The 26,958-nt window shown below is 38.4% G+C and carries 32 protein-coding genes and 1 riboswitch; of the genes, 15 read left to right on the top strand and 17 right to left on the bottom strand.

Annotation, left to right across the window (positions count from 1 at the left end; all coding sequences use genetic code 11):
* Positions 1–346: 346 nt before the first annotated feature.
* Positions 347–2,026: a formate--tetrahydrofolate ligase gene (locus MKY80_RS08120; protein WP_008180201.1), complete on the bottom strand. Its 1,680-nt coding sequence runs from the start codon at positions 2,024–2,026 to the stop codon at positions 347–349.
* Between the two features lie 213 nt (positions 2,027–2,239).
* Here MKY80_RS08120 and MKY80_RS08115 point away from each other — a divergent pair, with 213 nt between their 5' ends.
* On the top strand, positions 2,240–2,440 hold the full coding sequence (locus MKY80_RS08115; RefSeq protein ID WP_008180199.1) for a cold-shock protein: 201 nt from the start codon (positions 2,240–2,242) through the stop codon (positions 2,438–2,440).
* A gap of 103 nt (positions 2,441–2,543) precedes the next feature.
* Here the strand turns inward: MKY80_RS08115 and MKY80_RS08110 are convergent, their stop codons facing one another.
* Positions 2,544–3,329: a VOC family protein gene (locus tag MKY80_RS08110; RefSeq protein ID WP_008180197.1), complete on the bottom strand. Its 786-nt coding sequence runs from the start codon at positions 3,327–3,329 to the stop codon at positions 2,544–2,546.
* A gap of 157 nt (positions 3,330–3,486) precedes the next feature.
* On the opposite strand from MKY80_RS08110, the gene MKY80_RS08105 reads away from it, so the two are divergent.
* A complete protein-coding gene (locus tag MKY80_RS08105; protein WP_008180194.1) occupies positions 3,487–3,972 on the top strand; it encodes a flavin reductase family protein in 486 nt (161 codons plus the stop codon).
* A gap of 84 nt (positions 3,973–4,056) precedes the next feature.
* Here MKY80_RS08105 and MKY80_RS08100 read toward each other — a convergent pair whose 3' ends face one another.
* From MKY80_RS08100 to MKY80_RS08080, 5 genes are all read right to left on the bottom strand, one after another.
* Positions 4,057–4,248, bottom strand: a complete 192-nt coding sequence (locus tag MKY80_RS08100; protein WP_225316224.1) for a YezD family protein — start codon at positions 4,246–4,248, stop codon at positions 4,057–4,059.
* A 33-nt stretch (positions 4,249–4,281) separates the two neighbouring features.
* Positions 4,282–4,376: riboswitch (SAM riboswitch) on the bottom strand.
* Positions 4,377–4,546: 170 nt separating this feature from the next.
* Positions 4,547–5,641, bottom strand: a complete 1,095-nt coding sequence (locus MKY80_RS08095; RefSeq protein ID WP_342532493.1) for a heparan-alpha-glucosaminide N-acetyltransferase domain-containing protein — start codon at positions 5,639–5,641, stop codon at positions 4,547–4,549.
* A complete protein-coding gene (locus MKY80_RS08090; protein ID WP_239354451.1) occupies positions 5,625–6,233 on the bottom strand; it encodes a TetR/AcrR family transcriptional regulator in 609 nt (202 codons plus the stop codon). The genes MKY80_RS08095 and MKY80_RS08090 overlap by 17 nt, the downstream gene beginning before the upstream one ends.
* Before the next feature lie 96 nt (positions 6,234–6,329).
* Positions 6,330–7,004: a phosphopantothenoylcysteine decarboxylase gene (locus tag MKY80_RS08085; RefSeq protein WP_089985043.1), complete on the bottom strand. Its 675-nt coding sequence runs from the start codon at positions 7,002–7,004 to the stop codon at positions 6,330–6,332.
* A gap of 74 nt (positions 7,005–7,078) precedes the next feature.
* Entirely contained in the window at positions 7,079–7,957 is an 879-nt protein-coding gene (locus MKY80_RS08080) for a LysR family transcriptional regulator (RefSeq protein WP_043990703.1), read from the bottom strand.
* Between the two features lie 134 nt (positions 7,958–8,091).
* Here MKY80_RS08080 and MKY80_RS08075 point away from each other — a divergent pair, with 134 nt between their 5' ends.
* Entirely contained in the window at positions 8,092–8,991 is a 900-nt protein-coding gene (locus tag MKY80_RS08075) for a DMT family transporter (RefSeq protein WP_089985046.1), read from the top strand.
* A gap of 273 nt (positions 8,992–9,264) precedes the next feature.
* Here MKY80_RS08075 and MKY80_RS08070 read toward each other — a convergent pair whose 3' ends face one another.
* Together MKY80_RS08070 and MKY80_RS08065 are read right to left on the bottom strand one after the other, a co-directional pair.
* Positions 9,265–9,714, bottom strand: coding sequence for a general stress protein (locus tag MKY80_RS08070; protein WP_171365453.1), 450 nt, complete (start codon positions 9,712–9,714; stop codon positions 9,265–9,267).
* Between the two features lie 195 nt (positions 9,715–9,909).
* A complete protein-coding gene (locus MKY80_RS08065; protein ID WP_008181825.1) occupies positions 9,910–10,350 on the bottom strand; it encodes a DNA starvation/stationary phase protection protein in 441 nt (146 codons plus the stop codon).
* A gap of 234 nt (positions 10,351–10,584) precedes the next feature.
* Here MKY80_RS08065 and pepF point away from each other — a divergent pair, with 234 nt between their 5' ends.
* Both pepF and MKY80_RS08055 read left to right on the top strand, forming a co-directional pair.
* Entirely contained in the window at positions 10,585–12,402 is a 1,818-nt protein-coding gene (gene pepF / locus MKY80_RS08060; protein WP_089985048.1) for an oligoendopeptidase F, read from the top strand.
* A gap of 227 nt (positions 12,403–12,629) precedes the next feature.
* A complete protein-coding gene (locus MKY80_RS08055; protein WP_089985049.1) occupies positions 12,630–13,613 on the top strand; it encodes an SEC-C domain-containing protein in 984 nt (327 codons plus the stop codon).
* Between the two features lie 68 nt (positions 13,614–13,681).
* Here the strand turns inward: MKY80_RS08055 and MKY80_RS08050 are convergent, their stop codons facing one another.
* Positions 13,682–13,873 carry a zinc-finger domain-containing protein gene (locus MKY80_RS08050; RefSeq protein WP_012293843.1) on the bottom strand — a complete coding sequence of 64 codons (192 nt, stop codon included), beginning with the start codon at positions 13,871–13,873 and terminating at the stop codon, positions 13,682–13,684.
* A gap of 191 nt (positions 13,874–14,064) precedes the next feature.
* On the opposite strand from MKY80_RS08050, the gene MKY80_RS08045 reads away from it, so the two are divergent.
* The 4 genes from MKY80_RS08045 (at position 14,065) to MKY80_RS08030 (ending at position 16,992) form a co-directional block, all read left to right on the top strand.
* Positions 14,065–14,457, top strand: coding sequence for a ribonuclease HI family protein (locus MKY80_RS08045; RefSeq protein ID WP_089985051.1), 393 nt, complete (start codon positions 14,065–14,067; stop codon positions 14,455–14,457).
* Positions 14,458–14,714: 257 nt separating this feature from the next.
* Entirely contained in the window at positions 14,715–15,512 is a 798-nt protein-coding gene (locus tag MKY80_RS08040) for an amino acid ABC transporter substrate-binding protein (protein ID WP_090001779.1), read from the top strand.
* 65 nt (positions 15,513–15,577) lie between these two features.
* On the top strand, positions 15,578–16,234 hold the full coding sequence (locus tag MKY80_RS08035) for an amino acid ABC transporter permease (RefSeq protein ID WP_089985054.1): 657 nt from the start codon (positions 15,578–15,580) through the stop codon (positions 16,232–16,234).
* Positions 16,235–16,245: 11 nt separating this feature from the next.
* Positions 16,246–16,992 (top strand): amino acid ABC transporter ATP-binding protein, encoded by a 747-nt coding sequence (locus tag MKY80_RS08030; RefSeq protein ID WP_342532482.1) that lies wholly within the window; start codon positions 16,246–16,248, stop codon positions 16,990–16,992.
* 30 nt (positions 16,993–17,022) lie between these two features.
* On the opposite strand, the gene MKY80_RS08025 is transcribed toward MKY80_RS08030, so the two are convergent.
* Positions 17,023–17,916, bottom strand: a complete 894-nt coding sequence (locus MKY80_RS08025) for a LysR family transcriptional regulator (protein ID WP_342532481.1) — start codon at positions 17,914–17,916, stop codon at positions 17,023–17,025.
* 139 nt (positions 17,917–18,055) lie between these two features.
* Here MKY80_RS08025 and MKY80_RS08020 point away from each other — a divergent pair, with 139 nt between their 5' ends.
* From MKY80_RS08020 to MKY80_RS08000, 5 genes are all read left to right on the top strand, one after another.
* Positions 18,056–19,066: an alpha/beta fold hydrolase gene (locus tag MKY80_RS08020; RefSeq protein ID WP_239354450.1), complete on the top strand. Its 1,011-nt coding sequence runs from the start codon at positions 18,056–18,058 to the stop codon at positions 19,064–19,066.
* A 76-nt stretch (positions 19,067–19,142) separates the two neighbouring features.
* Entirely contained in the window at positions 19,143–19,964 is an 822-nt protein-coding gene (locus MKY80_RS08015; protein ID WP_043990832.1) for a MerR family transcriptional regulator, read from the top strand.
* Between the two features lie 19 nt (positions 19,965–19,983).
* A complete protein-coding gene (locus MKY80_RS08010; RefSeq protein ID WP_342532478.1) occupies positions 19,984–21,168 on the top strand; it encodes an MFS transporter in 1,185 nt (394 codons plus the stop codon).
* 105 nt (positions 21,169–21,273) lie between these two features.
* Positions 21,274–21,852: a DUF3862 domain-containing protein gene (locus tag MKY80_RS08005; RefSeq protein ID WP_008181814.1), complete on the top strand. Its 579-nt coding sequence runs from the start codon at positions 21,274–21,276 to the stop codon at positions 21,850–21,852.
* Positions 21,853–22,108: 256 nt separating this feature from the next.
* Complete coding sequence (locus tag MKY80_RS08000) at positions 22,109–22,723, top strand: NlpC/P60 family protein (RefSeq protein WP_239354449.1); 615 nt, start codon at positions 22,109–22,111, stop codon at positions 22,721–22,723.
* A gap of 39 nt (positions 22,724–22,762) precedes the next feature.
* Here MKY80_RS08000 and MKY80_RS07995 read toward each other — a convergent pair whose 3' ends face one another.
* Together MKY80_RS07995 and MKY80_RS07990 are read right to left on the bottom strand one after the other, a co-directional pair.
* Complete coding sequence (locus MKY80_RS07995; RefSeq protein ID WP_342532477.1) at positions 22,763–23,953, bottom strand: MFS transporter; 1,191 nt, start codon at positions 23,951–23,953, stop codon at positions 22,763–22,765.
* A gap of 5 nt (positions 23,954–23,958) precedes the next feature.
* Entirely contained in the window at positions 23,959–24,357 is a 399-nt protein-coding gene (locus tag MKY80_RS07990; protein ID WP_008181866.1) for a MarR family transcriptional regulator, read from the bottom strand.
* Positions 24,358–24,520: 163 nt separating this feature from the next.
* Between MKY80_RS07990 and MKY80_RS07985 the strand changes: the two genes are divergently transcribed.
* Positions 24,521–25,075, top strand: a complete 555-nt coding sequence (locus MKY80_RS07985; RefSeq protein ID WP_089985061.1) for a DJ-1/PfpI family protein — start codon at positions 24,521–24,523, stop codon at positions 25,073–25,075.
* A 35-nt stretch (positions 25,076–25,110) separates the two neighbouring features.
* On the opposite strand, the gene MKY80_RS07980 is transcribed toward MKY80_RS07985, so the two are convergent.
* From MKY80_RS07980 to coaW, 4 genes are all read right to left on the bottom strand, one after another.
* A complete protein-coding gene (locus MKY80_RS07980) occupies positions 25,111–25,431 on the bottom strand; it encodes a DUF3889 domain-containing protein (RefSeq protein WP_008181862.1) in 321 nt (106 codons plus the stop codon).
* Positions 25,432–25,519: 88 nt separating this feature from the next.
* Entirely contained in the window at positions 25,520–25,651 is a 132-nt protein-coding gene (locus MKY80_RS07975; RefSeq protein WP_004269370.1) for a hypothetical protein, read from the bottom strand.
* Positions 25,652–25,673: 22 nt separating this feature from the next.
* The gene (locus tag MKY80_RS07970) at positions 25,674–25,898 is read right to left on the bottom strand and encodes a hypothetical protein (RefSeq protein WP_025115069.1); all 225 of its coding nucleotides are present in this window, start codon (positions 25,896–25,898) and stop codon (positions 25,674–25,676) included.
* Between the two features lie 128 nt (positions 25,899–26,026).
* Entirely contained in the window at positions 26,027–26,863 is an 837-nt protein-coding gene (coaW, locus tag MKY80_RS07965) for a type II pantothenate kinase (RefSeq protein ID WP_089985063.1), read from the bottom strand.
* Between the last annotated feature and the right edge of the window lie 95 nt (positions 26,864–26,958).

Raw genomic sequence — 26,958 nt, 5'->3', positions numbered from 1 at the left:
TTAAATAAAAATTCATTTGACAATTGCTTCTCTTTGTAAAAATCCGCTTTTTCCTTCCAATAACAGAGAACTATTGATAAAAAATACCAAACACATTTATATAAGGAAGCTTCTCGAGTTTTTAATCGCATGAAAAAAAATCCTAGTTTTCAACTAGAATCGTAAATTTTCTAAAAAAAAATGGCGATGATGAATGTTTCGACAGGTTATCAAGTATAGAAGGAAGATATCAGAATCCTTTTTAGTGGCATTTGAGGAAGGAGATGTTAAAATGACTAGGCTTTTAAATCAGCTAAAAAATAAAAAAAGCTGCACCTCTGTTAAAGGGCAGCTTTTCAACATTTATTTAGAACAATCCTACCGCATGTCCGTCATTATCGACATTCATGCGTAAAGCTGCAGGAGCTTTTGGTAGTCCTGGCATTGTCATAATATCGCCTGTCAGACAAACTAAGAAACCAGCACCAAGCTTTGGAATCACCTCACGAATTGTGACCGTGAAGCCTTCTGGACGTCCAAGTAAGCTAGGCTGATCGGATAAAGAGTATTGCGTTTTCGCCATACAAATTGGTAGAGAATCCCAGCCGAATTTTTCAATTTGAGCCATTTGTTTTTTAGCTTGGTCTGTGAATTGAACATCTTTTCCACCATATACCTTTTGTACAATGGTACGCACTTTTTCTTCAATGGACTCTGTTACATCGTATAATGGTGAGAAGTTGTTTTCTTCTTCCAACACAGCTAGTACTTGTTCAGCTAAGGCTACTCCACCTTTACCGCCCTCTTCCCAGACATTTGTTCGGGCAATACGTACATGATTTTCTTGGCACCAGTTTAGAACGGCCTCTAGCTCTGCCTCTGTGTCTGTAATGAAACGATTTAATGCAATAATCGGTTCAACACCAAATGTACGTACCGTGTCGACGTGTTTAGCTAAATTTTCAATCCCTTGGAGCAGGGCTTCCACATTTTCACCGACAAGTGATGTTTTTGGAACACCACCATGCATTTTTAGTGCACGAATCGTTGCTACGATCACAACGGCACTTGGCTTAAAGCCTGCTTTACGAGCTTTAATGTTCATGAACTTTTCAGCACCTAAATCAGAGCCGAAGCCCGCTTCTGTCACCACAATATCAGCTAGCTTACGAGCAGTTTGTGTCGCCATAATGGAATTACAGCCATGGGCAATATTAGCAAATGGACCACCATGTATAATAGCTGGTGTCCCTTCTAATGTTTGTACTAAGTTTGGCTTAAAGGCATCCTTCAATAATAATGTTAAGGCACCCTCTACCTGTAAATCACGCACAAAAACAGGCTCGCGCTCAAATGTGTAGCCAATTACAATGCTAGCGATGCGCTCCCGTAAATCCTCAATGCTTGTTGCTAAACAGAACACTGCCATAATTTCGGAGGCAACCGTAATATCAAAGCCGTCTTCACGTGGCATGCCTTGAACAGGCCCTCCTAATCCGACAATCACTTTCCGTAATGAACGATCATTCAAGTCCATCACACGTTTCCAAATAATACGTCGTGGATCAATGTTTAAGACATTCCCTTGGTGGATATGATTATCAATAAATGCGGATAAAGCATTATTGGCTGTTGTTATCGCGTGAAGGTCACCAGTGAAGTGTAAGTTAATATCCTCCATTGGTACTACCTGTGCATAGCCTCCGCCTGTTGCGCCACCTTTTACACCCATTACTGGACCAAGAGATGGTTCACGTAAAGCTACCATCACTTTCTTATTTAATTGATGAAGGGCATCAGCTAGTCCTACAGTCACAGTCGACTTCCCTTCACCTGCTGGGGTTGGACTAATAGCTGACACTAATACAACCTTTGCGTCCTCACCTTGAGCTGTAATTTTTAATGGGTCTATCTTCGCTTTGTAGCGGCCATACTGCTCAAGTGCATCCTCTGGAATACCTGCAGCATTGGCAATTTCCGTAATAGGTTTGATCACTGCTTGACTCGCGATTTCTAAATCTGTTAATGGTTGATTTTTCGTTGTCATTTGGCATCCTACTTTCTATGTTGTTCATTTCCATTATAGTCTTAATTGTGAAAAAAAAGAAAGTCAGATATGCTAGCATTCCGACAATCAATTGACATTTTTGTTCAATTCATGTATGTTCTAAGAGAAAATGCATTTTTTTCACATTTTCTCATTGATAGCACGACTTCTTTAACTTTATCTTACTTTCAAGCGCATTGGAGGCGAATGCTTATGCAACATGGGATCGTAAAGTGGTTCAATAATGAAAAGGGTTATGGCTTTATTGAATGTGATGATGGAGAAGATGTATTTGTACATTTTACGGGCATCCAGGAGGAAGGCTTCCGTACACTTGAAGAAGGTCAAAAGGTTTCATTTGATGTTGTGGAAGGCAATCGCGGCCCGCAAGCATCAAATGTTGTAAAATTATAAGCTAGAATATAGTAAGTGGATGAAGTATTTGAAAATGGCTCAATCCACTTTTTGCATGTTTGCACATAAAAATCCACTTCAACGATTGAAGTGGATTTTTAATTTATTTATTAATCCAATAAAAAGCACCTGGACACACTAATGTTTCCTTTGTTCGGTGTGGATCCTTTAATGTTACACCGATTGGCCCTTCTTTTAAATGACCGAGCGTCATGCTAGATGCTGAGGCTTCCTCATAAAAATCCAAGCGCATATTCGCTAGCTGTAGAGACATAAACTGCTCATGCTGCTCAAACTCGGGTAGTTGTAATACTTTCTGCCAAAGCTGCACCGTCTCCTCCACATCCTTGACAAAAAACTGAATGGATTCCATTGTAATGGCTTGTTTTTCATCAATCGCGCCACTAGCCTTTAATTGAGCCAAACGCTCCTCATCTCCATCTGCCCATTCAATTAAGAAAGGAAAATCCACTGAAAGGCCAGGTCTGCCAAAATGCAATAGCTTCCATTCGATTATCGTGCCGTCTGGTCTTGTGCGGCTACAAGCATCGGGACCATATACTTCATAGCCCAATGCACGCAATCGTTGACCATCGTCTTCAATATTTTTGGTGCGCAAGGCAATTCGTGAAAATCCTTGGCGCTCACGATCACGTTTAAACGTATAATGTAGGGAATATGGGTACAGGGCCGCTTGCTCAAATAAATCACGATCATAAATAGCGATTTGTTCAATATAGCTTAAGCCAAAATAACTTAGCGTATTGTAAGTCCCCCACATCGTGTGTTGACCACCGTTCACTGTATGGACATTTCGTTTATTGAAGAAAACCTTTATATTTTCCGGTGATTCTACTTGATGTACCAGATGATCAAAATATAAAGTCATGGCAATTCCCCTTTCTTTCCCCCATTAGCTTTACCTGGATGTGTAATTGATTTAATATTTACTTAAGAAAAGGAGTTACTATATGGTATGAAAAAAGTGCAATTTACCTACTAACTCCGTTAACTAATTTATTACTAACTATAAAGAGGTGATTTGAATGACAGATCATGTTGCTGCTTTTAAATTGGCATTAGGTAACTATCCTACAGGTGTAACAGTTGTTACAGCTTGTCATGAAACGAATCCAATTGGCTTAACCGTCAATTCTTTTGCATCTGTTTCTATTGATCCACTACTTATTTTATGGTCACTTGATAAAAAATCTCAGCTCCATCCTTACTTTATGAGTGCGGAAAAATTCGCTGTCAATATTTTAGCAAGTGATCAAGAGCAATTATGTACATTATTTGCAAGTAAAGTCCCAGATCGCTTTGCTCAAGCAAAATGGTCTACTTCTTCTTTAGGACTACCGATTTTACATGATACAGCAGCTATTTTACAATGTAAATCCTTTCAGCAAATAGATGCAGGTGATCATACTATTTTTATTGGCCAGGTGCTAGATATTACAAACTCTCAAAAGGAGCCCCTTCTCTATCATCGCCGTCATATCGGTCAGATTCCAAAAAGCTTCTATAGCTAATTGCCATAAAAAAAGGGCCACTTGTAAGCAACGGAAACCATGCTTATTGGTGGCCTTTTCACATCGTTCAACTGAAATGATCCTTTATTTCTTCTGAGGAAATCTCTGCTTTTCAAGCCTATTAATTTGAACAATTACACCATCCTGAATCGTAATATGCACTTCACCAAATTCAAGATTTTGAATGGCCTTTGCAATAGCCTCTAATTTCTTATCTTCTACCTTTGCCGACTGAGCCATACGATACACCCCTTCTTTTTCATCCTTGTTGTACAAAAGAGGCCAATGCATCAAACTGATTGATAGCCCCTCCTATCTCTCAGATACATCGGTTGGAAGTGGCACCTATGTTTCGGTTGCCGAGGCTTCATTGGGCCAAGTCCCTCCACCTATCTTGATAAGAGTACTGCGTTTCTTGAAAATAATTCTATAATTCTGTAATAAGATTGTCAATATAAAATATTAGAAAACCTAGCTGAATACTTTGTAATGATTATTTTAGATTAGAAAACTATCTATATCTAAAGTATTTTATGCCTAATCAACGAGAAATAGATGGCAATCCATTAATTTATTACGAACTCCATTTCCTCATCAAGAATTCAAGGGGACCTCGACGATGTTTAGCTCTCCACCAGACAGAAACAAGCACACATCCTACAAAGTAACAGCAGGCATATAGCATGGAAAAGGTAAGCGTCTGATTCTCCAACTTTTGGCAAACAATTAATATTCCAATCCCAATAAAAACATGGCCGACATAATGCGTTAAAGACAATTGTCCCGTAAAGATCAAAGCTTCAATTACTTTATTTTTACATGTCTCAACAAGATAGATGGAGCCCACGATAAGGACAATTGCCGACGCTGAGTTAGATAGAACATACATCATATTCGGTGGAATCGGTCCCGTATCAAATAAATACAATGCACTCTCTACATCTAATAAATGGATCGTTGTCATCTTAATAAATATCGTTGAAAAAGTCTCCGTCATTATGACTAGCAATAAGCCCATCACCAATAAGATTTTTCGTAATGAACGATTAGTTAAATCTAATGTGCCGATTACCATGCCAATTAGAAAGAAACAAATCCAGGGAAATAGTGGATGATAGCCATTAAACATCAAATTTCTTATAAATCCTGCCGGTGTCCAAAAATCAAGATACTCTAGTAATACATATGTTGGATGCCACCCAGCGAAGTAATTAAATTGAATTTGGAGCCATTGTGAAAGGATGAGGATGACACCGATTATGAACATCATCATTTTCTTGGATTGGGCAATCAAACATGCGGCAACAAACATATACACGCCATAATAATGTAAGATATCTCCTGTCCAGCCTACTGCATATAGGACTATTCCTATCACGAATAACAAAAACGACCTCTTCCACAAAGTAAGTCGATTCTTACGAAGAAGTATTGGGTCCTTAGTCTCTCTAGCCTGACGAGTCATTAAAGCTGTTCCTATTCCTGCTAGCATGACAAATACGGCCGAGGCACGCCCCTCAAATAGATTTTGTAAGGCCATCAACCATGTTGAACCATTCGTTGTAGAACCCGTTATGACTCCAAAATTGACAATGAACATACCAAACATGGCGAGAGCTCTTGCAAAATCAAGACCTTCAATGCGCCGATTATCATCTCTTATTGCCATCTTCGCCTCCTTGGATAACACTATGCACAGCCTCCTTCCAAATAGCTCTGTAGTCCAATTGGTTACCTGTTAACATGAAATTACCGATATTATCATAGACCAAGGCTAGCATCTGTGCCTTTGCTTCTATAGTGGGAGTATCCTCTAGAACCCCTAGCTCCACGCCATATTGTAGGACTTCCACAAAGCTTGTTAAAAAGCTGGTTTCTAGCTCTACTAATTGTTTCTTATAGCTTTCATCGCGAGCTGCTAATAGTACATATTGGTTAAATATTTTATTAAAATAAGGATCCTTGCCCTGCGCCTCAATAGACTTATAGCCCAGCTCGAGTACTTCCTCCTTGAAATTAACGCGAGAAAGCTCTTTATAATCCACAGCGACATCTTGTTGAATTACTTTATACAGTTCATCAAATAAGTAAGTGATTAATTGATCCTTTGATTGAAAATAATAATAAATGGCTGGTTTTGATATACCGACCTCTGCAGCAATCATGGCTAAGCTTGTTTTTTCAAACCCTTTTTCTGCAAACATCACATAAGCAACTTCTATAATCTTTTGAAAAGTTTGTTCCTTATTCCCCATCATCATTCTCCTTTTTTACCGACCGTTAAGTAAATATTAAATGATACTCCTCTTTTAGACAAGAAAAAACTGTGTAGAAATATTTCTCTACACAGTTCATATTTATTGATGTTGTAAATATATCATTAAAGCTTCGGCTGTTTTTTGCTTGCCCATTACTTTCATAGGCAGTCCATCAGCAGGTACAATCCAATGGGGCTCGTCCCCGCCATATAAAGATTGAGAGCTATTGGCTACCATCAATTGAGCATGAGCTGTTTCCATTCGCAGTCGTGCACGTGCTAATAAAAACTCCTCGTCATCGGTCGCTTCTAGCTTAAACCCTACTAGCGTCACATTCGGTTGCCAGCCTTTAATTTGCCCTAAGACTTTTGGCGCCTTTTTAAAATGAATAATAGGTGGCTCATCGGAAGGCATTTTCCCCGCTTCCTCCATCAAATTGCCTGATTGATCATATACTTTATCGATGACCCAATCGGAGCCAGCCGCAGCCATAATAACGATATCTACATGTTCTTGTTGGACAGCATGACGAACCTTTTCTCCTAAATCCTCAATACCTTCAAATCTAATCAATTTCATTTGATCGTGATTCACTGGAAGCTGTGCAAAATAACCATGCATATATACTACATTAGCACCAGCAGCGAGTGCCGCCTCCGCTAAATAACAGCCCATTGTCCCTTTTGATAAATTCGTATGCCCTCGTACACGATCCCATTTTTCAAGTGTTCCCCCACTTGTAATGAGTACGGTTTTACCTTGTAATGTCCCCATCCACTCACCTATTTTCTAAAATATATACACCTACTATTTTACCGTAATGCAAGGATAGGCTTCAATAGATTCCATCATAGTGCATTTTTTTGTTCCATTAACCATGCACTTAAAATTTCCGCAAATTTCTTCGTTACAGGTGATGCATTATGCTTCATCGCAATCCCAATCGTACGGTAGGCACCTTGCTTCAGAGGAATCGCTCTTAAGGTAGGCGGCAAAGTCTGAATGACCAATTGGGGTAAAATACTAATCCCAAGTTGATGAGAAATCATGGAAACAATGCCGACCTCCTCTGAAAGCTCAAAGCGAATATTGGGCTTCACATGATATTGTTCCAACAAAACTTTGACATCATTGGTCCCTTTATAGGAAGTCATAATAAAAGGCATATCTTCCAAATCAACAATATCGATCTCAGACTTATTAAATAGTGGACTTTGATCTGAAACGATACATAATAAAGGGTCCTGCTGTAATTCCGTATACTGATATTGCTCAGATTTTTGACCATTTAAAAAACCAGCCTCTATTTCCCCACTGAGTAGCCATTGTTCAATTTCATAATAATCACCCTCGCGTAATTCCACCTGTATTCCAGGAAACTGATTATCCATAATCCTAATAATTTCTGGCATCCAATTGGAAGATATACTTGAAATAACGCCAATACGCACGTTTCCTCTTGTTACTCCATGAATATGTGCTGCCTCTTGTTGCAATAATTCCTGTGCGTCTAAAACCTGACGCATCGCCCTTAGCATGGTTTGCCCCTCACTTGTCAGTGTGACACCCACTCTACTTCGATGTATGAGCGCAAATCCAAAATCTTTTTCTAAACTTGACACGGCGTGACTGACAGCAGACTGAGTTAGTCCGAGTGCATCTGCTGCTTTTGTAAAGCTTGCTACCTCTGCTACCTTTGTTAAAATCTCATATTTCACTAAGCTCATCAGCAATACCTCTACATACATGAATTTTTTTAATCCTAATCATTATAAACATTCGTTTTACTAATCTCAACACAAGATATATAGTAATTTTTAGTATAAAAACTGTTTTAGTACACAGATGGTAGGTGAACATAATGAGTATCCAAGGAAAAGCAAATGTATTGATGGTTATTGTCACAATGTTTTGGGGACTATCTTATACCTTTATGGTCATGGGGCTTGAAACATTGGCTGTTTATAATGTGGTGGCATTGCGTTGTATCATCGCATTTTTAGTAGCAGGGCTTATTTTTTATAAACGGATGATTAAGGTAAATGGTAAGACTTTAAAATATGCAGCTATCCAAGGATTTTTATTATTCATTGTGTTCGCATTAAGCTTATTTGGCTTACAGTCCACGTCAGTTTCAAATGCAGGCTTTATTTTAAGTCTAACGGTTGTATTAGTGCCGATTTTCAGTAGCTTTATTGATAAAAAATTACCTTCCAGAGCCGTCAGCTTTGCAATTATTTGTACGATGATTGGTATAACAGTATTAACGGCGCAAGGTTCATTCTCCTTCCATAAAGGAGATTTGTTAGTAGCAATCGCTGCTCTATGCTATTCTATTTATTTACTTTTAAACAGTTCATTTACACGGAATGTGGAATCTATTTCATACGGCATTTACCAATTAGGCTTCGCTGGCATTTATGCGCTAATCCTAACATTATTATTGGAAACACCGACGTTACCAAATAATACGACATCCTGGATTGCTATTTTAGGTCTTGGAATCATTTGTAGTGCGTTTTGCTTCGTTGGTCAAACTGTTGCACAACAGTATACTTCTGCTACACATACAGGTCTAATTTTTTCCCTAGAACCTATATTTGCAGCAATGTTTGCGATGATGTTCATCGGTGAAGGATTGACAGTGAAACTCGTTATTGGTGGTAGCTTTATTTTGATTGGTAATTTATTTGCTCAATTAGAGCATTTCCATGTATTGCGCTTTATTAAAAAAGATGCACCAGAAAAAGTAATTCATTAAAAAACAGAGTGATCCACAATGATCACTCTGTTCAAACTATGGGCAACAGCCATCGAGAAGTTCACTCTCGATGGCTGTTGTCATCCCTACAATCACCCATTTTTAGTAATACACTAGCTACTAGGGTGTACGCTTTCTGCGGGCGGGGTCGAGCTTTACTTTATTTTATTGTCAAATTGTCAAAGAAAAAAGACTGTAGACAAACTCAAAATTCATTGAGAGTTTGTCTACAGTCTGAACAGAGTGATTCACAATGATCAAACTGTTTTCCTTTTATAAAAATCTTCTAAGTTGCTCAGCCTCATTCAGGCGTTCTTGTCTTAAACGCTCTTCCTGCTCAGCAGCTGTTTCCGGGTGTTGTGATTGTAGCGTATCATAATCATCATCCCGTTCTGCAAATAATACGATACTCCCCTGCTCTACAAGATGAGCATAGTAAGCGATTTGCCCCTCGGAAAGATTAAAGCGTTTTAATCCTTCTGTTACAGCAGAATCACCTGTAAACCAAGATTTAAATTGGTCCACCCAGTTACCAGCCTCATGTGTGTGGACATCATCATCCCATTTCACATCCTCCAACTGCTGGGAGTCTTTCGCAATAATATGGATATCCTCTTTATGGAAACCTTCTGTTCGCATATTTTCTAGAATATGAAGCATTTCGTCCCTTGTATGGGCCACCTCAATTTTTGGATTTTGTTCATTCATCATGTTCATGTTCATGTTCAATTCCTCCTAATTTGTATGGCTTACTAAATAATTACCCTGACTATGGGGAAACAAACTCTTTTTGCCGCTTCGTTACCAAACTGTAATAAATGTTACTATGCTTTTATACAAGTCCTCTTTTTGTCATAAAGAGATAAAAAACCTAAAAAAAAAGCATCCCCAAATTGTCTGGGAATGCTTGTAAACCGTTTATTTGTCGAGGAAGGCTTTTAACATCCAAGTATGCTTTTCAAGGGATTGGTACATCGCATTCAGTAAATCCTCTGTACGGTCATCCCCTTCCTCTGCTGCTAGCTCCATTGTGGAATTCAACGCTTTCATAAGCTTTTGGAAATCCGAAATCGTCGTTGCTACCATTTCCTCCGTCGACTCATTTCCTGTTGCTTCCTCTACATAGGATAGCTCTAGATGTTCTTTTAAAGTCGCAACAGGCTTGCCATCCTTCGAAAGAATGCGTTCTGCAATTTCATCTAAATTCAACGTTGTTTCATTATACAATTCTTCAAATTTTGCATGCAGTGTAAAGAATGCAGGCCCTGTGACATACCAATGATAATTGTGCAGCTTTGTATAAAGTACTGACCATGTTGATACTAGCTTATTTAATTGTTTGTTTAAGTTTTGTGTCATAATTACTTCTCCTCCAATGTGTCAATTGTTCTAGCCTTTAGTATGCGTTACAAATGATGTTGGCTATACACATATTGTTCCCGTCTAGCAATATTTCAAACATACTCCTACTTACTGGATTAAAAAACAGGACTCTTTTCTTTAAGAATATTTCAACTATTCTATTAAATTATTTCACTTTCCGAAATAGTTTCGTTATAATGAAATCACTTATATGTAAAGGGGTGTTTATAAATGGAAGTTTTACCATTACGAAAAGATGTTGCAGTAGAAGAAACGTGGGATTTAACTGATTTACTGAAAAATGATGCAGATTTTGAACCTATTTTAGCGCAGCTTGTAGAGGAGGCTCTTAGCTTTGAACAAACGTATCAAGGCTCCATTACAGATGCGCAAAAAGTTATTGATGTATTAACGGCTTTCGAAAATTTGCAAAAAAGTATCGTTCCAATTGGTACGTATGCGAGCTTAAACCTACAGGTAGATCGAACGGATGATGTAGCCCAAATGCGTGCTGCAAAATTTGGTACAGCTATCGGTAAAATAAGCAGTGCCTTATCATTCGTACGGAGTGAATTACTTACTTTGGATGAAGGGGTACTACAAGAAGCAGCAACATTAAGCCCTCTTTACAAACATTATTTAGAGGAATTATTAAAACGGAAACCTCATCAGCTACATCCAGAAGTTGAAAAAACGCTTGCTGCCTTTAGTTCTACTTTTGATGCGCCATACGAAACATATAATACGACGAAATTAGTAGATATGAATTTTGGTGAATTTGAAGCAGATGGTGAAAGGCATCCGTTAAGCTTTGTCCTTTATGAAAATAATTGGGAGTTTGAGGCCAATACAGAAGTGCGCCGTGCTGCCTTTAAAGCTTTTTCAAGCAAGTTGAGTGATTATCAACATACAACAGCACAAGTTTATAACACACATATTCAACAAGAAAAAACAATGGCGGATCTACGAGGCTTTGATTCCATTTTTGATTATTTACTATTCGATCAAGATGTCGATCGCTCCCTTTATAATCGCCAAATCGATTTGATTTCAAAAGAGCTTGCCCCACATATGCGTCGATATGCAAAATTAATTCAAAAAGCGAATGGCATTGAGCACATGACATTTGCAGATTTGAAAATCGCTTTAGATTCTGCCTATGATCCAAAATTATCGATGGACGAAGCGAAGGAATATGTTGATAAATCATTAGCGGTTATGGGTGAAGACTACAATCACCTAATGGACAGAGCCTTCAAGGAACGTTGGATCGACTTTGCACCAAATAAAGGGAAATCTACAGGGGCATTCTGTTCAAGTCCTTATGGTAGTCACCCATATATTTTAATGTCATGGAATGAACGTATGAATGAAGTCTTTACCCTCGTTCATGAGCTTGGTCATGCAGGACATTTTGCGAATACGTATGCGCATCAATCCTATTTTAACAGTCGCCCTTCCCTATACTTTATTGAAGCACCATCTACTATGAATGAAATGCTGCTAGCGAATTATTTATTAACGCATAATGAAGATGTGCGCTTTAAGCGTTGGGTGATTTCAAATATTGTTTCTAAAACGTATTATCATAACTTTGTCACACACTTACTTGAAGCCGCGTACCAACGAAAAGTATATGAATTGGTGGACGCTGGTGAGTCTGTCAATGCGAATATTTTAAACCAGTTAAAACGTTCGGTGCTAGAAGAATTCTGGGGTGATGCAGTGGATATTACGGAAGGTGCTGAACTGACGTGGATGCGTCAGCCTCATTATTATATGGGCCTTTACCCATACACTTATAGTGCGGGCTTAACTATTTCAACACAAGTATCTCAGCGCATTTTAAAAGAAGGTGATGCAGCTGTTGAAGAATGGTTAGCTGTCCTGCAGGCTGGTGGAACAAAATCCCCTGTGGAATTAGCACAAATGGCAGGCGTTGATATTACAACGGATCAACCACTTCGAGATACGATTGCCTATATTGGTCATTTGGTAGACGAGCTTGAGCGCCTCACACTGGAAATTGAGGCTGTGCAACAATCATAAAATTTCTAGAAAACGGTTCTGTGCTTGCAACGTACAGATCGTTTTCTTTTTTTAGTTCTAAGTGAAAACGTGCATACATATACTTGAATTAGGGCGTCCCTCCACACTTTTTAGATATTTCAAAATAGACAATCATTTTTCTTCATACAAAAGTACCGTTATTATTAATAGTACACAAATTATTTAGCAATATACGATTAACAATTGTCAAAGGAAGTGTTCTAATTATGGTAAAACGTAATGATCCATGCCCATGCGGTAGCGGCAAAAAATATAAAAAATGTTGTGAAGGTAAACAACAAGTAACAGTGGAAACAGTACAAATCGAAGAATTAGAGCGTGTGCTACAAACATTTTACTTAGAGTATCCTGAGCGTAAAGATGTTCGTGCTTATATCGAGCATGTAGGCACATGGCAACCTAAATTAGAGAGCGTGCTACAGCGTGAGCTGATTGAAGCCATCGCTTTAGACGACTTTTTCTTCCATCAAGAGCCATCTATTTGGAAAAGTTATTTAAAGAAAACGAAGAAAAAAGCAGTTAGACCTTCTACAGTAAAAGTACTGGAAGACTGGTCTCACCCTACATTATTTATCGGTACGGTAACTGTTGTTGAGGAAAAATATTTTAAAGCTAGCCATTTACTTACAAATGAAGAGCTTTATATTCGTCGTGAAAATAATAAACCAATTCCGGAAGGCATGCATGTCTTTGCCTTTATTTTACCGGATGGAACGAAGAAATTGACACATTATTTAGCTGTGTCTACATTGATTTTCTTCCCTGAGGACCATTTAAAAGTATTTGAAGAATTCAAGAAAAACTTTGAAGCATCCGAGAAAAAGGTTGGAGCTTTCTTAAAAGAAGAACATCTTGCATTCTGGGAATTACTTGTCTCCAACGGCTATAAAGGGGAAGAATTCACTAATTTTGAAAGCACAGTCCTTACACAAGTAAAAGAATTCTTAGAGCAAAATGATCGTGAAACAGCTCCAATACTTGAGCTATTAGAGGACTATTTAATAGAAGGACAACCTACTGCGCGCAAAGAGGCGGCTATTGCTGCTGGTGCAATTCGTTATGGCCAGGAAAAAGAGCTCTTTGAATCTCTTTCTATGACGGTAAAAGAAATTGCCGCAACTTTTGATATTTCCGCTTCTTCACTTACAAAGTATTACCAAGATTTAACTAGCTATGTCGAAACAAAATAAAACCTAAAAAAGAAGCTACATTTATTAGCATTTGCTGATAAGTGTAGCTTTTTCTAAACGGTGCCTATTTATTTACTGTAAACTTTCAAAAGCTCTTCACCTAAAAACTGTAGCTTTTCTCCAATTGAACAAGCTTCAATACAGAAGCGATGAGCTCCTGGTTTACCACGTTCTTTACGTAATTGCTGAATGACTAAGCAATCTGCGCAATACGTATCATGCAGTTCGTCTATATCCTTCATAACCGTCACTTTATCCATGTGAACTCTCGCTCCTTTCACGTCCAAAATTCACTTCCTACTATTATGAAGCGTTCATTTTGAACAAGCAACTATTTTGTTTATCCACTTCAGCAATTTTTTTCAAGCACATCACGACTAGCACATAGGTGTTTTACAGCGTATCCATGTTGTACAATTATATGGAAGTCAAATAGTAAAGTAGGGATGATATGTTAGAGGTTTATATAGATGCTGCTAGTGCAGGTAACCCTGGTCCAAGTGGCATTGGTATATTTATTAAAGGAGAGGGTCAACATATACAAATTAGTGAGTATATCGGGCTAACAAATAATCATATTGCTGAATTTACTGCTTTAGTCCGGGGACTCGAGGAAGCACAAAAGCTTAATTCTACACTTGTTTCCGTTCGCTCTGATTCTAAAATCGTTGTCGCTTCTATGGAAAAAGAATATGTGAAAAACGAGGAATTTAAACCTTTTCTGGAAAAAGCATTATGGCTCGCCAACACCTTCGATTTATTTTTTATTAAATGGGTGCCTGATTCTCAAAACAAAGCTGCTGATGCCTTGGCACGAAAAGCTATACAAAACAATAATCATTAACCAATGCATGCCACAGGACTGTTTACTATAACAGTCCCTTTTCTTTCCCCTTCTATTCAGATACTTACTATCTCCTGTTCCATTATTTTTATGAAATCAATTTTCTTACAAAGATCATACTAAATTAGCTATAAAATGCATAAAATTTTCTGATTAATCCAAAACGATATTGACATCCATTAGCCTCGGTGATATCCTTTAACACATTAGTAGTTTAGCAAACGAAAGCGATAGATTTATATAGGGGGAAATAAAGGATGAAACGTATAATCACTTTAGTTATGATGCTAACAACTGTAATTGTTTTAGCAGCATGTGGCACATCAAAAGAAAAATCAGCAGAGAAAGACCAATCTTCAGCTGATCAAGAAACCATCATTATTGGTATTGACGATAAATTTGCACCAATGGGCTTCCGTGATGATAAAAATGAAATCGTGGGATTCGATATAGATTTAGCACGTGCGGCAGCTGAGCATATGGGCGTAGAAGCTGAATTCCAACCAATCGACTGGAAAACGAAAGAGGCTGAATTACTCAGTGGACGTATTGATTTAATTTGGAACGGTTATACCATTACAGATGAGCGCAAAGAAAAAGTATTATTTACAAAGCCTTATCTTGAAAACTCTCAAGTGGTTATGACAAAAGCAGATTCTAAGATTATTAAATTAAATGATTTAGCAGGCAAAGAAGTAGGCATTCAATCTCTTTCTTCTGCTGCAGATGCATTAAATGGTAACCCTATCCATAAAGAAGTGAAAACCATTACAGAATTCTCGGATAACGTTTTAGCTTTATCAGACTTAAAAACAGGTCGTGTTGATGCCGTCGTAATTGATGCTGTTGTAGCAGAATATTACATGACACAAGAGCCTGATACATTTAAATTATTAGAGGAATCACTTGCTCCCGAACAATACGGTATTGGTGTAAAACCAGGGAACGAAGCATTATTGGAAAAACTGCAAGCTGCATTTGACAAAATGAATGAAGATGGTACAGCAGCTGACATTTCAACAAAATGGTTCGGTGAGGATAAAGTTTTAAAATAAGGACAGGATATTTATTGTAAGAGTTTCCTCTGCGAAACTCTTACTCTTTTTGGAGGGACATCACTATGGCAGATTACTGGCAAACTATGATATGGCCGATGCTAGAAGGCGCGAAAATGACAGTTATACTGTTTTTCATCGCCATTCTTATATCGATTCCATTTGGCTTTTTACTAACACTCGCAGTGAAAAGTCGTATTAAACCACTTTCTTGGCTTGCACATACGTATATTTATATCATGCGTGGTACGCCACTATTACTACAATTATTATTAATTTGCTTTGGTCTACCTATGCTGCCAGTAATCGGTGAATATTTAGTATTGGATCGTTTTGTAGCCGCATGTCTTGGCTTTATTTTAAATTACGCTGCCTACTTTGCTGAAATTTTTCGTGGTGGTTTACTCGCCATCGATAAAGGACAATATGAGGCAGCACAAGTACTCGGTTTATCAAAATGGCAAACAACAACACGTGTCATTTTGCCACAAATGTTTCGCGTAGCATTACCAGCTTTATCGAATGAATCGGTTACGCTAATTAAGGACACAGCCCTGCTCTATGCTGTAGCTGTTCCAGAATTGCTACATTTTGCACAAACAGCCGTCAATCGTGACTTTACGATTGTGCCTTTCTTTATTGCTGGTGCTATTTATTTAATCATGACGCTGATCTTGACCGTATTCTTTAAATGGCTAGAAAAACGTTTTATATTTGAATAGAGGTGATCTATATGGCATTGATGGCAGTAACAAACTTAAAGAAATCTTTCAATCAAGTGGAGGTTCTTAAACAAATTTCATTTTCAGTGGAGAAGAACGATGTCATTGCGGTGATTGGTCCCTCTGGATCTGGTAAAAGTACAATGCTTCGAAGCTTAATTCATTTAGAAGAAATTGATGGTGGTAGCATTTTAGTAGATGGTGATTATCTTGTGCAGGACGGCGTTTATGCCAAGCCTCAGGAAATCAAAAACCTGACAGCTAAAATGGGGATGGTCTTTCAACATTTTAACCTATTCCCCCACTTAACAGTCCAGCAAAACCTTGAAATGGCCCCTCTCTTATTAAAACAAGAATCAGCTGAAGCCATTTCGAGCCGTTGTCTAGATTTATTGAAAAAAATTGGACTTTCCGAGAAGGCAAACGCCTATCCAGCTAATCTATCCGGTGGTCAAAAGCAACGAGTTGCAATTGCCCGTGCTTTAATGATGAACCCTCAAATTTTATTATTTGATGAGCCAACGTCTGCCTTAGATCCAGAGCTGACAGGAGAAGTATTAAAGGTCATGAAAAGCTTAGCTGAAGACCATATGACGATGATTGTCGTTACACATGAAATGGGCTTTGCGCGAGAAGTAGCCAATAAGGTTGTCTTTATGGATGATGGACAAATTATCGAATCCGACCACCCGGAAAACTTCTTTACGAACCCACAAAACGAACGGACAAAGGCATTTTTACAAAAGAACCTAAACTAAAAGGCGAGCAGACGTAACTGCTCTCCCTTTTTATTTATTATTCACAAAGCTGTCTCGTGCCAAATTTAAAAAAGCATGGATGGCAGGCGAAATCCACTTTTCTTCATGCCAAAACATTTGGGTGGCAAACGATGTGGCTGTCATATCCCATGGCAACGAGACCAGCTCCCCCCTACTCAATTCTGCTGTCACAGCCATTTCAGGTAAGATCGCGATGCCCATTCCGATTTTCGCACATTGTTTAATGGCCTCCGCACTGTTAAATTCCAATTCGGTAATTCCGCCCATACCCTTTTGTGAAAGACTCCGTTCAAAAAATGTGCGATAGGAACACCCCTTTTCCGTCAGCAAAAAGGTCTCCCCATTAAAATCTTCAATGTCCAATTCAGTACGTGAAGCTAAAGGATGATCGGGAGCTACCAAAATATAAAAGGGCTCATCCTGCATTTTTTCTCCGCAAAAGCCCATCTCTTTTTTGTCCTCATCGAGCATAAAAATAATGTCCGCGTCCCCTTCTCGCAAACTCTGTTTTAAATTCGAATGAGACAACGGCCGAAATATGAGCCGAATTCCTGGATAACGTAAGCGAAACAGACGCAAAACAGCAGGCAGACGGTACGTGCACAACGTTTCATCTGCGCTAATGACCAACGTCCCCGTCATTTCGCCCGATTGCTTAACGGCATGCTCTGCTTCTTCAATTTCATCCAATATACGGACTACATAATCTAGAAAACGTCTACCGGCATCGGTCAGAATTACTTTTTTCCCTAATCTATCCACCAGCTTAACACCGAGTTCTTCTTCTAATGCCTTCATTTGCATCGTAACCGTTGATGGAACATAGTTTTGCACTTCGGCAGTACGGCTAAAACTGAGGGTCGAAGCAAGTGTATAAAAGGTCTTTAATTGACGCAATTCCATAGTAAATTTCACCCCGTAATTCAAAAAAAATGAACGTTTTATTCAAAAACGTTTCTTTGACTTAACAATAGCATTCTCGTAGAGTAATGACAAGAAAGGCCATTTAATCCATCTTTAATTACGAAAGGGAGTTTTTCACATGAGAGATTATGAACTTTATGAACTGGGAGACATTCAGCTACAATCAGGTGACATACTGCCAAATGCAGTTCTCGCCTATAAAACATATGGGACACTCAATGCAGAAAAGAATAATGTTATTGTTTATCCCACATGGTTTGCAGGTTTGCATACCGATAATGAATGGTTAATCGGAACTGGTAAGGCACTGGACCCAGAGAAGTATTTTATCATCATACCGAATATGCTTGGCAATGGATTATCCTCTTCTCCAAGTAATACACCAGCACCCTATCATCAAGCAAATTTCCCTCTCATTTCGATTTATGATAATGTGCGACTACAGCACCAATTGGTTACTCAAAAGTTTGGTATTACCAAAATAGCACTCGTAGTCGGCTGGTCGCTAGGGGCTGTACAAACCTTTCAGTGGGGAGCAAGCTACCCTGATATGGTCGAACGAATCGCTCCTTTCGGAGGGACTGCCATGACCAGACCCCATGCCAGGATTGTATTTGAAGGTATGATTGCTGCCCTTCAAGCTGATTCTAGCTGGAAAAATGGTTTTTACACCGAGCAACCTAAAGTGGGATTAGCTGCCATGGGACGCGTCTATGCAGCTTGGGGCTTCTCACAGGCTTATTATTTAGAACAGCTCTATCAGCAAGAAGGCTATGAAACGCTGGAGGAATATCTCGTAGATTACTGGGATCAAGTGTTTTTAAGCTTTGACGCCAATGATCTAATCTCCATGCTACGTACTGGCATTACTGGGAATATCAGTGCCAATGCGACGTATGATGGCGATTTCGAGCTTGCATTAAGCAAGATTACAGCTCGTGCATTGGTCATGCCAGGAAGTACAGATCTTTTCTTTCCTCCAGAGAATAATAACTATGATGCACTACATATGCCAAATGCCCGCTTCCTCCCTATCGAATCGAAATGGGGACATTGTGCAGGGATTGGACAGCATGAGCCAGATTCTGAATTTATAGATCAAAACCTAAAAATGTTCCTGCTTGAATAAAAATTATTTTGCTCTTGACTTTCCCCTGCACGGGAAACTATATACTTCCATTATGATAGAGATTGGAGGTGATATTTTGTTTAAAATTAGTGTGTTTTCTAGGCTAAGCAAAGTATCCTTAAAAACATTGCGCTACTATGATCAGATTGGTCTATTAAAGCCAAGAAAGGTGGATCATGAAACCGGCTATCGTTACTATTCGGCAGACCAGCTACTTGAAATCAATCGTATTTTTATTTATAAGGAATTAGGATTCACTTTGCCACAAATCATTCATTTGCTCCATGAGGATATTACATTCAAGGATATTCAAGGGATGTTTAAGCTAAAAAAAAGTGAAATCCAACGCATTATTGATATGGAACAAGCCAAGCTTGCTCGGATTGAGGAACGTATGCAGCTTTTAGAAAGTGAGGGGCAAGTAGAAACCGTACAAGAAATCAGGATCAAGGCTGAAGATACCCAGCAGTTCCTTTCTTTGAAGGCGCACGGAAGAGAAGAAGACATTCCGGATCTATTTCGGACATTTAATCACATATTACTAAAGGAAACTCGCCAATTGACTCAAAGTCCTCAGGTCGTTTTATGGAAAGAAATAGAGGACCCAGAAGATGAGTTCGAATTTGAAGTCGGTTATTTTTTAAGCCGGGAGCTTCCATCGTATCCAGATACATTTCAATTACGAACACTTCCCTCTGAGCCGATGATGGCAACCATGACCTTTCGCTCGGATTCTCATTTTGCTAGTACAGCCTGTGTAGATTTAGCTAAATGGATTGAAAAAAACAACTATCAGATTAAAGAAAACGAACCTGGTAGGGAAATATATTTACCGTTATCTACGTCACAGAATGCACAATTAATGGAAATACAAATTCCCATTATAGAGAGAAATTAAAAAGGCGGAGGGAATTGAGTTGAAAAATAATATGATTATCTATATTTTAGCATTTGTTGTTTTTCTAATCGGAACTGTTGAGTACATTATTACAGGAGTAATTGAAATGATTGCCGTGGACTTTGGAGTAACCGTTTCTGAAGCTGGGTTATTGGTGACTGTATTTGCCCTCGCTGCGGCCATTATCGCTCCGATTCTAATCGCCCTCACAATCAATATGGACCGTAAAAAGTTACTCATTATAACTATAGGTGTGTTTATTGTCAGCAACGTACTAATGTTTATAAGTCCTGCTTATGAAGCAGCACTGTGGATACGAATTATGCAAGGGGTTAGCGGAGGAATTGCTACAGTGGTAGCCATGGCAGTAGCTACACGACTAGTTGAAAAAGAAAAAAGAGGCCGTGCAATCGGGATTATTTTGATGGGTCTAAGTAGCTCACTCGTGCTTGGTGTTCCGATCGGTACCTTTTTTAGTGAAATGTTTGGATGGAGAGTTTTGTTTATTTTGATCGGTTTATTAACGATTCTCCCATTGCTAACTGTTTATAAAAGGGTTCCAGCAATCAAAGAAGAAGAAACTGTTACCCTTAGAATGCAGCTCTCTATTTTAAAAGACCCAAAAATTCTCACTGCCCTGGCTATTACTATATTTTATATCGGTGGATACGCTACTCTATTCACGTATATTACGCCCTTCTTGCAAGCCACATCCACCCTTTCCATAACTGAAATTAGTGGCATTCTATTTCTAGCAGGAATTTGTAGCTTCATGGGATCAAGAATGGGCGGACAATTAGCAGATACAAAAGGTTCGAAATTCACCCTTTATTTTGGACTGTTCTTACAGGGAGTAACCTTACTTTTATTCACGCTAGCGGGCTTCCATCTCTTTGTGTTGATCTTAGTTCTCATGATATTCATGCTAGCAACATGGAGTATTTCCCCTGCTCAGCAGTTATTTTTGGTCACCTTGGTACCTCGAAATCCAGATATTGCCCTAAGCATCAATACGTCCTTTATTCAATTTGGTTTTGCGCTAGGCTCTGGATTAGGCGGGCTTGTCATCAGCCATACCTCCGTCCTAAATTTGAATTGGGTAGGATTGGGTGCAGTAATCATTGCTTTATGTCTTGCCATCATGCTATTCAGAACATGGAATAATGGAATTGAAACCTCCATTGTGCCTAAAGAAAAATATTAATTAACCCTGATATGCTAGATAAAAATAGGTTGTTTTTTACATAATGACAATACCTTCCATTATTGATACAATTTAATAATACTTTTAATTAAAGGGGAATTCATTATGAAGAAAAAACTCATTTTTAGCACGGCACTATTATTAAGTCTTGGCTTAGCTGGATGTGGAGAGACCGCTACAAAGGATGAATCAACAAATGATTCTAAACAAGAAGCATCCGCACCAGCTGCAAAAGAAGAAGGTAAATTGACAGAAGAAAAATTCAAACAAATTAAAGATGGCATGACATACGAAGAAGTTGTAAAAATTGTTGGTGCCGAGGGCAATATTATGTCTGAAACAGGCTCAGCTGGTGAACCTCACCACACTGTTATGTACGAATTTGAAACAGATGGCGTCATGTCATCTTCTACAATGATGTTCCAAGGTGGTAAGTTAATCAATAAAGCACAATTCGGTGTTGAAACGTCTGATATCCAAATTACTCTTGACCAATTTAACAAGCTAGAAAATGGAATGACAAAAGAACAAGTATTCGATATCCTTGGTGGCGAAGGTGCGGTTCTTTCTGAATCAGGGGATATCGTTATGTATACTTATAATGGTAAATCCTTAGGTGCCAATGCCTCGTTAATGTTTCAAGGTGGTAAATTAATGAACAAAACTCAATTAGGATTAGAATAAAATCAAACCAGGTACTCATTTGAGTATCTGGTTATTTGGTTTTCTCCCTTCTTATTTAAACCATTTGTTCTCCGATTAGATCAAACTTCAGCAGGTCATTGTCTCCCCCCATCTAGCCCTAAATCATCAGAAAAAAACCATGTTCATCCCATTGTAAAAAGTCTTTGTATTGTTATTTTATTGACATCTAACTGTAATAATATGATGTTAAAATCAATTTCGTATTAAATTTTAACATTATAGGAGGAAAGAAAGCATGAAGAGCAGTAAAAAGTATAGATGGGGCATGAAATTAGCGGCATTGGCATTAAGCGCATCCGTACTTTTTTCAACAGTAGAATCAGCATCAGCTGCGACCTATACCGTTCAATCTGGTGATTCCTTATGGAAGATTGCCAATCATCACGGTGTATCCTATCAAACATTGATGAACTTAAATCATTTATCGTCTTCCAATATTTATGTTGGACAAAAATTAACGATCCATCAACAACTGTCTACCACACCGAACGCGTCGTCCAAATTACTTCAGGTCGCCAAGCAACAATTAGGTGTCAAATATACATTTGGTGGGGTAAAACCGAGCACAGGCTTTGACTGCTCAGGCTATATCACCTATGTCTTTAATCAAGCTGGTAAGTCAACACCACGTAAAACGGCAGCTGGATTTTATCAGTCCGCTAAAAAAGTAAGTTCACCTCAAGTCGGAGATATCGTGTTTTTTGCTAATACATATAAAGCAGGAATTTCTCATGCCGGCATCTATATTGGCAATAATCAAATGATCAATGCTAGTAATGGAGGCGTTACTATTGCTAATATAAATAACGCCTATTGGAAAAAACATTTCGTTGGCTATGGTCGTTTATAATAAAAGCAAAAAACAGTTGGGTGTGTCCCAACTGTTTTACTATATATTCACTACTTTTTTCGGCTTTATCTTTGCAAGACGTAGGAGATAAATGATAAAGACCACTCCTAATAATCCGGCTCCTGATAAGTAAACAGAAGCATACCCTGCCTGTACGGCTACCATTCCTAATATATAAGAACCTAGGGCAATTCCAAGATCAAACATCGTGAAATAGGTTGCTGTTGCGTAACCGCTTCGTTGGATGGCTGTTGATTGAACGGCTAAAGCTTGTAAGCTAGTTGTTACTGCTCCGTAGCCAAAGCCTACAAAAATAGCTGCACTCAAAAATAAGATAGGTCCTTCAACGAAGGCTAACATGATAAGTCCGATAGCAAAAGAGATAATACCAGGAAGTATGACAAATTGAGGCCCCTTTGTATCATAAATTTTACCTGTATATGGACGTGTAATTAACATAGCTGCTGCAAACACGGCATAAAAAAGACTGGCAACCGCCATTAAATCTTTCTGCTGTGCATAAACCGATAAAAATGATAAAACACTTGCATAGGAAAAAGCTACTAAACTAGCGATGGCTGCAACGGGCAAAGCCTTACGCTCAAATAAATCGTGGAAGGTGAACGTTAATTTCCCTTTATGTGTTGGCTGCGGTAAATCGTCGGTATTAACCGTTAATGCTAAAATGCCCCCAGCTAATATACAAATACTCATGATAATAAATAACACGTTAAAAGTGCTATATTGAATTAATAAGAGGCCGATAAATGGCCCAATGACAACAGCTAGATTGGTAGACATCGTGAAATACCCTAAGCCTGCCCCTTTTCGCTTAGCTGGTACAATATCTGCAGCTAATGATCCTGCGGCTGTTGTAATAATACTAAAGAAAATCCCCTGAATAAAACGAAGACCAAGTAAAAGTCCAAATGGATGTATGAATAAATATAAAACAGTACAAATAAAATAGCCGGCTATGGATAGCACTAGCAATTTTTTTTTTCCAAACACATCTAATAATTTACCTGAAAATGGACGCACAATAATCGCTGAAAGTAAAAAACCTGACAATAATAAGCCAGCTTCCTTATCCGTTTGGTGTAGTTCACCGATGGCATAAAGCGGCAAAGTCGTAACTAGCCCATAGAAAACAAAAAAGACTGAGATATTTGTTAAAAAGAGACTAATGAACCGCTTTGTCCATATTTGTGTATTTTCCTCTTGCTGCATGTCAATCAACCTTTCATTTTTTCCAGTAATATCATAAACTGCTGCTGTTCCTCAGCCGTCAGTGATCCTACCATTTCTTCCTCAAACGCTAAAATCGTTTCTGTAATGGCTGGTAAGCGCTCATTGGCCTGTGCAGTTAAGGTTACAATTTTTTCACGCTTATCCTCCCCGTCTAATCGTTCCACCCAGCCTAAAGTTTCTAATCGTGTGATAGCTCTTGTAATGCTTGGTGCCTCTACATTTAAATATTTCCATATTTGCGTTAAGGTCATAGGCCCGTTTTTATGTAAACAATATAAAATGGTCCACTGTGAGCTATATAAATGATGCTGCTTCAAAACTTCATTTAAGCAGTTCGTTAAATACCGGCTTTTTTGGAATAAAGCATGGAATATTGGATTCATCTGGTCTACCTCCTAAAATTATTTACCTAGCTAAATAAACTATACGCTTCATTTTTTTCTTTGTAAAGTAACTAATTTGGCAAAGGTCGTTCTATGTTTGCAGGAAATTTTTTGCATATGTCGAATTAAGCAAGGAGATTCACAATGAAAAGGAGATGGAATCATGGGGAAAAAGGTTTTAATACTAGCAGGAGATGCAGTAGAAGCTTTAGAGATTTTTTATCCTTATTATCGTTGTCTTGAGGCAGGTTTTGATGTCACAATTGCTGCACCATCCGCAAAGAAATTACAAACTGTCTTACATGACTTTGTAGAGGGCGTCGATACGTATATTGAACGTCCTGCCTATGGCTTAGAGGCACATGCTTCTTTTGCAGATGTTGATCCATCACAATTTGATGGTTTAATAATTCCAGGTGGTAGGGCGCCAGAATATATTCGTTTAAATGAGCATGTACCAACACTTGTTAGCCATTTCTTTGAAACCAATAAACCGATTGCCGCTGTTTGTCACGCAGCACAAATTTTTGCAACCATCCCCGATATACTAAAAGGGCGCGAACTAACAGCCTATATTGCCTGCAAGCCTGAAGTCCAAATAGCAGGAGCCACTTACATTGATGCCAATCTTCACACAGATGGAAACTTAATAAGCGGACATGCATGGCCAGATTTACCAGGGCTTATGCGTGAATTTATTCAAAAATTAGAGGGATAAGCATTGAGGATGCCTAAACATAGGCATCCCCTTTTTTATGACTGGCTTTCCTGTAATTCAATTTTTTCTACTTCTTGCGTTGAGGTAAGATAGCTAATTCTTACATGAACTCCAAATTCTTTGTCAGGTTGCTTCAGCCAAAGCTTAAATTTTTCAATGGTTGACGCCCCATGTACTTCCTTGCCCTCATGTAAATAATCCACAATCTTGGCATGAGGATACTTCCCCTTCACTTCTTCTACCGCCATCTTTCCCCACTTCGCATAGGCAGGTGTTTCTTGCTGTGCCAAAACCATCTCAGGGATATGTAATGGCACGGCAAACAGAAGTCCAAGCATTACATACACTTTTTTCACAGAAAACCCTCCTCATTAGACGGTATAGAATGATGAACCAAGTAAAAAATAAGAGCTCCAAAAGCTTTTACTTATGGAGCTGAAGTGTTTATTGTTTTGGCTGTTGAGGATTATTATGAATGACTTGGTTGAACTCTGCTGAGTATTCTTCCCGATCATTCTTTTTATGTGTATCCTCTTTCTTTTTCTTTTTAAAGCTTGTTTTTCTTTTCTTCGCCATTGCTTACACCTCCAAATAATAATTAGCTTTTTTTATTGGATTGTTGATTTTTATCATGATTCGTTTTATTGTTTTTATTTTTGGCCTTCGCATCAAATTCTGCCGCGAACTCCTCATTCAAGTTGTCATTCGGGTTGTTATTATTACTATTACTTCTATCGAGGTCTTTGCTTTTGTAGGTGCCAAAAGGATTATGCGTTCTGGCATTCATTGTTTTTTTGCTGTTTTTATTATTTCGGTTGCCCACAGATATCACCTCCTACCTATAATTTGCTCATGTACTACCGTTTATATGAGGTCTTTTTTTCGGGCATTTTTGTAAAAAAAAAATGAACACCACTAACTCCCGTTAGTCATGTTCATTCTTATCTGTCTTTAAACAATTGTATATTCCGTTATATTCAATAATGCTCCCACAGCTCCAGAAAAGCCATGATCATTAATAAAGACAGGTGTATGCTTTTTCGTGCGTGTATAATTGGCAATTACGCGGGTAAGATGCTCATTATTGCTGAGAGTCGATCCAATATAGACGATATGCTGTGTATTTTTTTCCTCGGCATATTGAATACTTAATGTTGTAATCACTTCGCCAACGAGTCCCTGTACAGTGGCAATAATATCCTCAGCAGGATGCTTCAATGATTGTGTAATGCCCACTTTACCAAAATTACTAGCAGTTAAATGACCATCAATCGGTGTGTCCATTCCTTGGTAAATGTCCTTGACCAATAAATCGATACTTTCTCGATTACCGTTAGCAGCCATTTCACGAATTTCATTATAGTCTGTAATGCCTGTTGTAAGCGCTGACAATCCTATTAATGTACCGCCACCAACGCCTGTCCCACCAACGCGTATATGTGTATTATCTTCCATATAATGTATAGAAGTTCCTGTTCCGATATTAGTAATCATACTACGTTCAAACAAGTAGCCTTCTTTATTTAATAAAAAACGAACACCTTTTAATGTAGCTTCAAATTCTACTATATAATGAATCGATTTCATCGTTTTAATGACATCAAGTAATTGTTCTGTACGTCCCCCCGTCACACCAATATCCTCAATATCTGGATGATCAATAATCCAATTTTTCACAGACAGCAAATCATTTGACGGGAAGGTTGTTAGAATAAGTTCATTGTCTTCATCTAAATAAGCAACCTTTGTCAATGTGCCACCTGCATCAATACCTATAGCCTTTGGCATACTATTCTCCTTTGTGTTTATTACGTAATCTCATCTACCTAATGACCATTACGCTAGTAGTCAGGCAACTATTTAAGTTTCATGCCTTCATTGGT

The sequence above is a fragment of the Lysinibacillus sp. FSL R5-0849 genome, assembly GCF_038595075.1.
GTDB classification, from domain to species: Bacteria; Bacillota; Bacilli; order Bacillales_A; family Planococcaceae; genus Lysinibacillus; species Lysinibacillus fusiformis.
This window is presented reverse-complemented; position numbering and strand designations above follow the sequence as displayed.

Excerpts from the sequence above, each read along its gene's own strand:
- MKY80_RS08120 (WP_008180201.1), bottom strand. The coding sequence starts at position 2,026 with ATGACAACGAAAAATCAACCATTAACAGATTTAGAAATCGCGAGTCAA.
- MKY80_RS08115 (WP_008180199.1), top strand. The coding sequence starts at position 2,240 with ATGCAACATGGGATCGTAAAGTGGTTCAATAATGAAAAGGGTTATGGC.
- MKY80_RS08110 (WP_008180197.1), bottom strand. The coding sequence starts at position 3,329 with ATGACTTTATATTTTGATCATCTGGTACATCAAGTAGAATCACCGGAA.
- MKY80_RS08105 (WP_008180194.1), top strand. The coding sequence starts at position 3,487 with ATGACAGATCATGTTGCTGCTTTTAAATTGGCATTAGGTAACTATCCT.
- MKY80_RS08095 (WP_342532493.1), bottom strand. The coding sequence starts at position 5,641 with ATGGCAATAAGAGATGATAATCGGCGCATTGAAGGTCTTGATTTTGCA.
- MKY80_RS08090 (WP_239354451.1), bottom strand. The coding sequence starts at position 6,233 with ATGATGATGGGGAATAAGGAACAAACTTTTCAAAAGATTATAGAAGTT.
- MKY80_RS08085 (WP_089985043.1), bottom strand. The coding sequence starts at position 7,004 with ATGGGGACATTACAAGGTAAAACCGTACTCATTACAAGTGGGGGAACA.
- MKY80_RS08080 (WP_043990703.1), bottom strand. The coding sequence starts at position 7,957 with ATGAGCTTAGTGAAATATGAGATTTTAACAAAGGTAGCAGAGGTAGCA.
- MKY80_RS08075 (WP_089985046.1), top strand. The coding sequence starts at position 8,092 with ATGAGTATCCAAGGAAAAGCAAATGTATTGATGGTTATTGTCACAATG.
- MKY80_RS08070 (WP_171365453.1), bottom strand. The coding sequence starts at position 9,714 with ATGAACATGAACATGATGAATGAACAAAATCCAAAAATTGAGGTGGCC.
- MKY80_RS08065 (WP_008181825.1), bottom strand. The coding sequence starts at position 10,350 with ATGACACAAAACTTAAACAAACAATTAAATAAGCTAGTATCAACATGG.
- pepF (WP_089985048.1), top strand. The coding sequence starts at position 10,585 with ATGGAAGTTTTACCATTACGAAAAGATGTTGCAGTAGAAGAAACGTGG.
- MKY80_RS08055 (WP_089985049.1), top strand. The coding sequence starts at position 12,630 with ATGGTAAAACGTAATGATCCATGCCCATGCGGTAGCGGCAAAAAATAT.
- MKY80_RS08050 (WP_012293843.1), bottom strand. The coding sequence starts at position 13,873 with ATGGATAAAGTGACGGTTATGAAGGATATAGACGAACTGCATGATACG.
- MKY80_RS08045 (WP_089985051.1), top strand. The coding sequence starts at position 14,065 with ATGTTAGAGGTTTATATAGATGCTGCTAGTGCAGGTAACCCTGGTCCA.
- MKY80_RS08040 (WP_090001779.1), top strand. The coding sequence starts at position 14,715 with ATGAAACGTATAATCACTTTAGTTATGATGCTAACAACTGTAATTGTT.
- MKY80_RS08035 (WP_089985054.1), top strand. The coding sequence starts at position 15,578 with ATGGCAGATTACTGGCAAACTATGATATGGCCGATGCTAGAAGGCGCG.
- MKY80_RS08030 (WP_342532482.1), top strand. The coding sequence starts at position 16,246 with ATGGCATTGATGGCAGTAACAAACTTAAAGAAATCTTTCAATCAAGTG.
- MKY80_RS08025 (WP_342532481.1), bottom strand. The coding sequence starts at position 17,916 with ATGGAATTGCGTCAATTAAAGACCTTTTATACACTTGCTTCGACCCTC.
- MKY80_RS08020 (WP_239354450.1), top strand. The coding sequence starts at position 18,056 with ATGAGAGATTATGAACTTTATGAACTGGGAGACATTCAGCTACAATCA.
- MKY80_RS08005 (WP_008181814.1), top strand. The coding sequence starts at position 21,274 with ATGAAGAAAAAACTCATTTTTAGCACGGCACTATTATTAAGTCTTGGC.
- MKY80_RS08000 (WP_239354449.1), top strand. The coding sequence starts at position 22,109 with ATGAAGAGCAGTAAAAAGTATAGATGGGGCATGAAATTAGCGGCATTG.
- MKY80_RS07995 (WP_342532477.1), bottom strand. The coding sequence starts at position 23,953 with ATGCAGCAAGAGGAAAATACACAAATATGGACAAAGCGGTTCATTAGT.
- MKY80_RS07990 (WP_008181866.1), bottom strand. The coding sequence starts at position 24,357 with ATGAATCCAATATTCCATGCTTTATTCCAAAAAAGCCGGTATTTAACG.
- MKY80_RS07985 (WP_089985061.1), top strand. The coding sequence starts at position 24,521 with ATGGGGAAAAAGGTTTTAATACTAGCAGGAGATGCAGTAGAAGCTTTA.
- MKY80_RS07975 (WP_004269370.1), bottom strand. The coding sequence starts at position 25,651 with ATGGCGAAGAAAAGAAAAACAAGCTTTAAAAAGAAAAAGAAAGAGGAT.
- coaW (WP_089985063.1), bottom strand. The coding sequence starts at position 26,863 with ATGCCAAAGGCTATAGGTATTGATGCAGGTGGCACATTGACAAAGGTT.